The following is a 5,847-nucleotide window of genomic DNA, read 5'->3' as shown; positions in this document are numbered from 1 at the left end:
CCCCTCGACCTGCGGGGCGTCGGCCACCGGCAGGATCGGGTTGGTGAAGAACGACCCGGCGCTCCAGGTGTCGTGGTCGGCGGGGTCGAGCACCATGCCCTTGCCGCGGCGCAGCCCGAGCACCGCCGCGCGCGCCCGGGCCGGATCGACCCGCTCCCCCGCCGCGACGTCCAGCGTCCGCGCCAGCTCGCCGTAGCGGATCGGCGCGGACAGGCCGTCCGCGCCGAGCGCGAACCGGACCCGCAGCACGATCGCGGCGGCACGGCCCTTGAGCACCGACGTCCGGTAGCCCAGCCCCAGCTCGGCGGCCGGGACGTGCTCGCGCACCTCACCGGAGCGGCGGTCGTAGAGGTCGACGTCGACGAGCAGGTCGGCGATCTCGACGCCGTACGCGCCGACGTTCTGCACCGGGGTGGCGCCGGTGCGGCCCGGGATCCCGGACAGGCACTCCAGCCCGCCGAGGCCCCGCTCCACGGTCGACGCGACGACGGCGTCCCAGTCCTCCCCCGCCTCGACCGTGACCAGCACCGATCCGTCCGGACGGGGCTCGGTACGCACGCCCCGGCTCGCGAGGAGCACGGCGGTGCCGTCGAACCCGGCGTCGGCCACGACCAGGTTCGACCCGCCGCCGAGCACCAGTACCGGCTCCCCGGCCGCGTCGGCCGCGCCCACGGCGGCCACCACGGCGTCGGCGTCGGACGCGGTGACCAGACGCGTGGCCGGGCCCCCGAGGCGCAACGTCGTGTGCGCGGAGAGCCGGGTGGTCGTGGTCGGTGCACTCACGGGCACAACGGTAACCTCCGCCCATGCCTAGCTCGATCGACTACCGCTCCACCTCCGCGCATCCGGCGCAGCGCGTCTACTCGACGATGGTGGACAAGGACGTCCTGGAGAAGCGGCTGGTCCAGATGGGCGGGCCGGGTGCCTCGTTGCTGGAGTACGAGCAGGACGGCGAGGGCGTGAAGTTCACCCTGCGCCACGGCATCGACCAGCAGGACCTGCCGCCGATGGTGACCAAGCTGATCCCCGGCGGCGACGTCGTGATCAAGCGGACCGAGACCTGGTCCCCGTCCGGGCAGGGCCGCTACGACGGCGTCGGACGCGTCGCGATCGCCGGGACCCCGGCCACCGCGAAGGCCACCATGCACCTGGCCGACACCGACGGCGGCAGCCAGCTCGTCGTCAACATCGTGGTGACGGTGAAGGTGCCGATCGTCGGCGCGAAGATCGAGGAGGCGGTCGGCGAGCAGATCAAGCAGCTGCTCGCGGCCGAGACGGGTTTCACCCTCGAGCAGATCCGGGCCTGACCCGTGCCGCCACCTCCCGAGGACCGCCGCTACGTCATCACGCTGAGCTGCCCGGACCGCACCGGCATCGTCGCCCGGATCTCCGGGTTCCTGGCCGAGCTGGGCGCCTGGATCACCGAGGCCGGCTACCACGCCGACGTCGACGCGAAGATGTTCTGCACCCGTCAGGTCGTCGACGCCGCGTCGGTCCCCTTCGACGTGGACGAGCTGCGTGCGCGGTTCGCGCCGGTCGCGGACGAGCTCGGCGGCACCTACCGGATCAGCGACACCGGGTCGCGCAAGCGCGTCGTGCTCCTGGCGACCCGCGAGGAGCACTGCCTGCACGACCTGCTCGGGCGGGCTTGGACCGGCGAGCTCCCGGCGCAGATCAGCCGGGTGATCGGCAACCACGAGAGCCTGGAACCGCTGGTCACCGCGCACGGCGTGCCGTTCCACCACGTCCCGTTCCCGCGCGCAGGCGACCCGCAACGCGAGCTGGGCAAGGTCACCGCGTTCGAGAAGATCCGGGAGATGGTCACCGCCGACGCCCCGGACGCGGTCGTGATGGCCCGGTTCATGCAGATCCTGCCCGCGCACCTGTGCGAGGAGTGGGCCGGCCGGGCGATCAACATCCACCACAGCTTCCTGCCCTCGTTCGCCGGCGCGCGGCCCTACCACCAGGCGCACACCCGCGGAGTGAAGCTGATCGGCGCGACCTGCCACTACGCCACCGCCGACCTCGACGCGGGCCCGATCATCGAGCAGGACGTCATCCGCGTCGACCACGGCGACACCGCCGCCGACATGGTCCGCCGCGGCCGCGACATCGAACGCCTGGTCCTGGCCCGCGGCCTGCGCTGGCACCTGGAGGACCGCATCCTCGTCCAGGGCAACCGCACCATCGTCTTCCGCTAGCACCTGTGTCCTGAGGCGGCCCGTCGACACCGTGAGATGACGCTGGTTGGGCTCCGGGTGAGGCGCAGAGCGATGAACGTCATCTCACCCGGTCGTTCACGCCCGTGTCGCGATCGCCTGGAAAGGCCACGCCCCGTCCGCGGGTCGGTCATGCTCCCGCCGTGACGGTTCCGGGCTTCCCCACCGCGTTCCGGGGCTCGGACGCGGTCGCGGCCGGCCTGGTCGACTGGCGGATCCTGCACGGCGCGGCGTTCCGGAGGCTGCTGCCCGACGTGTACGGCGTCCGACGGGAATCCGACCCGGACCTGTCGCTGCTCTCCCGCGCGGCGTACCGGTGGTCCCGCGATCGCGGCGTGCTCATCGGCTTCTCCGCGGCGGAGCTGCTCGGTGCGTCCTGCGCGCCGTTCGGTGCCCCGTCCGAGATCACCGTCCCTTCCGGCGGTCTGCGCTCCCGCGACGGCGTCACCGTCCGGCGGGCTCGGCTGCACCCGGGCGAGGTCACCGAGGTGGACGACGTCCGGGTCACGACACCCCTGCGGACGGCGTTCGACCTCGGCTGCCGACTGAGCCTCATCGAGGCGGTGGTGGCGGTGGACGCGCTCGCCCGGGTGCACGGGTTCCCGCCGGACCTGCTGCTGAACTTCGCCGTGCGCTACCCGCGTGCTCGCGGGGTGAGGAGGTTGCCGGACGTCCTCGCCCTCGCCGACCCGAAGTCCGGATCCCCGCCGGAGACCCGGCTGCGGCTGCTGCTGACCCGGGCGGGTCTGCCGCCTCCCCGGGTACAGCACCCGGTGCTCGACGACGACCGGCTCCGCGCCGTCTGGCTCGACCTCGCCTACCCCGGGCAGCGGATCGGCATCGAGTACGAGGGCGGCGACCACGCCCGCCCGGAACGCGTCCTGCGCGACGTGGGGCGCTACACGCGGCTGGTCTCGGCCGGGTGGCGGATCTACCGCTACACCCGCTTCGAGATCCGCGACGAGCCGGACCGGATCGTCGCCGACATCGCCGCCGCGCTCGGCCCGAGGTCGGACGCCACAGCAGGGTGACATGACGTTCATGTCGCTGCACCCGAGCCGCAGCGCAACCAGCCTCATCTCACCGTGCGGTCCGCCTCGCGGGACCCCACGACGGTCACACGCGAACGGCCCGCCCACCATGTCGGTGGACGGGCCGTGTCGTGTGCGGATCAGGCGGCGGAGACGTGCTCCCGGGCCGGTTCGAGGGCGATCTCGAGGACGTCGGCGACGTCCGCGACCGGGTGCACCCGCAGCTCACCGCGGACCGACTCGGGCAGGTCGTCCAGGTCGGGCTCGTTGCGCTTCGGGATGATCACGTCGGTCAGCCCGGCCCGGTGCGCGGCCAGCAGCTTCTGCTTGACCCCACCGATCGGCAGGACCTTGCCCTGCAGCGTGACCTCACCGGTCATGCCCACGGAGCTCTTGACCGGACGTCCGGAGGCGAGCGAGGCCAGCGCCGTCGTCATCGTCACGCCGGCGCTCGGCCCGTCCTTCGGGACCGCGCCCGCCGGCACGTGGACGTGGAGCTTCTTCGACGCCAGGTCGCCGGCCAGACCCTTCGAGCGCAGGTAGCTCAGCGCGATCGAGACCGACTCGGTCATCACCTCGCCCAGCTGACCGGTGATCGTCAGGCCGGGTTCGCCGTCCATCTTCGTGGCCTCGATGAACAGCACGTCGCCACCGGCTCCGGTGACGGCCAGGCCGGTCGCCACACCCGGCACCGAGGTGCGCTCGGCCGACTCCGGTGTGAACCGGGGCCGTCCCAGGTAGGTGACCAGGGCGTCCGCGTCGACGTGCACGGGACGCTCCGACTCGGAGTCCTCCGGGGAGGTCGCGTCGAGCTGCACGGCCACCTTGCGCAGAACCTTGGCCAGGCCCCGCTCCAGCTGCCGCACACCGGCCTCGCGGGTGTACTCGGCGGCGATCATGCCGAGGGCGACCTCGGAGAACTCCACGTCGGCGGTCTCCAGCCCGGCCTTCTCGATCTGGCGGGGCAGCAGGTGGTCACGCGCGATGGCGATCTTCTCGGCCTCGGTGTAGCCGTCGAGCGTGACGACCTCCATCCGGTCGGCCAGCGGTCCGGGGATGTTCTCCCCGGTGTTCGCCGTCGCCAGGAACAGCACGTTCGACAGGTCGAGGTCGACCTCGAGGTAGTGGTCGCGGAACGTGTGGTTCTGCGCCGGGTCGAGCACCTCGAGCAGCGCCGCGGTCGGGTCGCCGCGGAAGTCGCTGCCGACCTTGTCGATCTCGTCGAGGAGCACGACCGGGTTCATCGAGCCCGCCTCGCGGATGGCGCGGACGATCCGGCCGGGCAGCGCGCCGACGTAGGTGCGCCGGTGCCCGCGGATCTCGGCCTCGTCCCGGACGCCGCCGAGGGCGACCCGGACGAACTTGCGGCCCAGCGCGTGCGCCACCGACTCGCCGAGCGAGGTCTTACCGACACCGGGCGGGCCGACGAGCGAGAGCACGGCGCCGGAGCCCCGTCCACCGACGGTGTCGAGGCCCTTCCTCCCCCGCCGCGACCGGACGGCCAGGAACTCGATCAGCCGCTCCTTGACGTCGTCCAGGCCTGCGTGGTCGGCGTCCAGGATCCGCCGGGCCTCGACCAGGTCGTCGGTGTCGACGGTCGTCTCTTTCCACGGGATGTCCAGGACGGTGTCCAGCCAGGTCCGGATCCAGCCGCCCTCCGGGCTCTGGTCGGAGGAGCGCTCGAGCTTGCCCACCTCGGCCAGCGCCGCCTTGCGGACGTGCTCGGGCAGGTCGGCGTTCTCGACCTTCGTCCGGTAGTCGTCCTCGGACTCGTCGCCGTCACCCTCGCCGAGCTCCTTGCGGATCGCGGCGAGCTGCTGGCGTAGCAGGAAGTCGCGCTGCTGCTTCTCCATCCCCTCGCGGACGTCGCCGGCGATCTTCTCCGAGACCTCCTGCTCGGCGACGTGCGCCTTCGTCCACTTCAGCAGCAGCTCGAGACGACGGGTCACGTCGGTCTCGGCGAGCAGCTGCGCCTTCTGCTCGTTGTCCAGGTACGAGGCCCATCCGGCCAGGTCGGACAGCGCGCTCGGGTCAGCGGTCTGCTGCACCGAGTCGATGACCTGCCAGGCGCCGCGCTGCTGCAGGATCGAGACGACCAGCGCCTTGTACTCCTTGGCCAGCTCCTGGGTGCGGCCGGTGACCTGCGCGTCCTGCACCGGCTCGGCCTCCACCCAGAGCGCCGCGCCGGGGCCGGTCACACCGGACCCGATCTTGGCGCGACGCTCGCCGCGCACGACGGCGGCCTTCTCCCCGTTCGGGAGCCGGCCGATCTGCTCGAGGACGGCGACCGTGCCGATCGCGGCGTACCTGCCGTCGAGACGGGGGACGACCAGCACGCGACGCTGGGTCTTGGCGTCGTCTGCGTCTGCATCGGCGCCGCTACCGGCCGCGTCGATCGCCGCCTGTGTCTCCGGCTCGTCGAGCCGGACGGGAACCACCATGCCCGGCAGCACCACTGAGTCGGTCAGCGGAAGCACCGGGAGCTTCAGCATTTCTGTCATGCCCGGCTCAACGCTTACACCGTTGAACTCATTCCAGCGTTCAAGTAAATCCGCCCAGAGCGAACGCCCACCCCGGCGTTGTGGAGCCATGACGCG

The 5,847-nt window shown here is 72.2% G+C and carries 5 protein-coding genes; 3 read left to right on the top strand and 2 right to left on the bottom strand.

Annotated elements, in window-relative coordinates; all coding sequences use genetic code 11:
- Positions 1 to 783 (bottom strand): UDP-N-acetylmuramate dehydrogenase (locus tag I4I78_RS29195; RefSeq protein ID WP_218614727.1); only part of this gene is annotated, 783 nt, incomplete at its 3' end.
- Positions 784 to 806: 23 nt separating this feature from the next.
- On the opposite strand from I4I78_RS29195, the gene I4I78_RS29190 reads away from it, so the two are divergent.
- The 3 genes from I4I78_RS29190 (at position 807) to I4I78_RS29180 (ending at position 3,250) form a co-directional block, all read left to right on the top strand.
- The gene (locus I4I78_RS29190) at positions 807 to 1,307 is read left to right on the top strand and encodes a DUF2505 domain-containing protein (protein ID WP_218614726.1); all 501 of its coding nucleotides are present in this window, start codon (positions 807 to 809) and stop codon (positions 1,305 to 1,307) included.
- 3 nt (positions 1,308 to 1,310) lie between these two features.
- Entirely contained in the window at positions 1,311 to 2,201 is an 891-nt protein-coding gene (gene purU / locus I4I78_RS29185) for a formyltetrahydrofolate deformylase (RefSeq protein ID WP_218614725.1), read from the top strand.
- Positions 2,202 to 2,362: 161 nt separating this feature from the next.
- Entirely contained in the window at positions 2,363 to 3,250 is an 888-nt protein-coding gene (locus I4I78_RS29180; RefSeq protein ID WP_218614724.1) for an endonuclease domain-containing protein, read from the top strand.
- Positions 3,251 to 3,390: 140 nt separating this feature from the next.
- On the opposite strand, the gene lon is transcribed toward I4I78_RS29180, so the two are convergent.
- Positions 3,391 to 5,751 (bottom strand): endopeptidase La, encoded by a 2,361-nt coding sequence (lon, locus tag I4I78_RS29175; protein WP_218614723.1) that lies wholly within the window; start codon positions 5,749 to 5,751, stop codon positions 3,391 to 3,393.
- Positions 5,752 to 5,847 lie beyond the last annotated feature (96 nt).

It is taken from the genome of Pseudonocardia sp. KRD291, from assembly GCF_019263595.1.
GTDB lineage: Bacteria > Actinomycetota > Actinomycetes > Mycobacteriales > Pseudonocardiaceae > Pseudonocardia.
This window is presented reverse-complemented; position numbering and strand designations above follow the sequence as displayed.

Excerpts from the sequence above, each read along its gene's own strand:
- I4I78_RS29190 (WP_218614726.1), top strand. The coding sequence starts at position 807 with ATGCCTAGCTCGATCGACTACCGCTCCACCTCCGCGCATCCGGCGCAG.
- lon (WP_218614723.1), bottom strand. The coding sequence starts at position 5,751 with ATGACAGAAATGCTGAAGCTCCCGGTGCTTCCGCTGACCGACTCAGTG.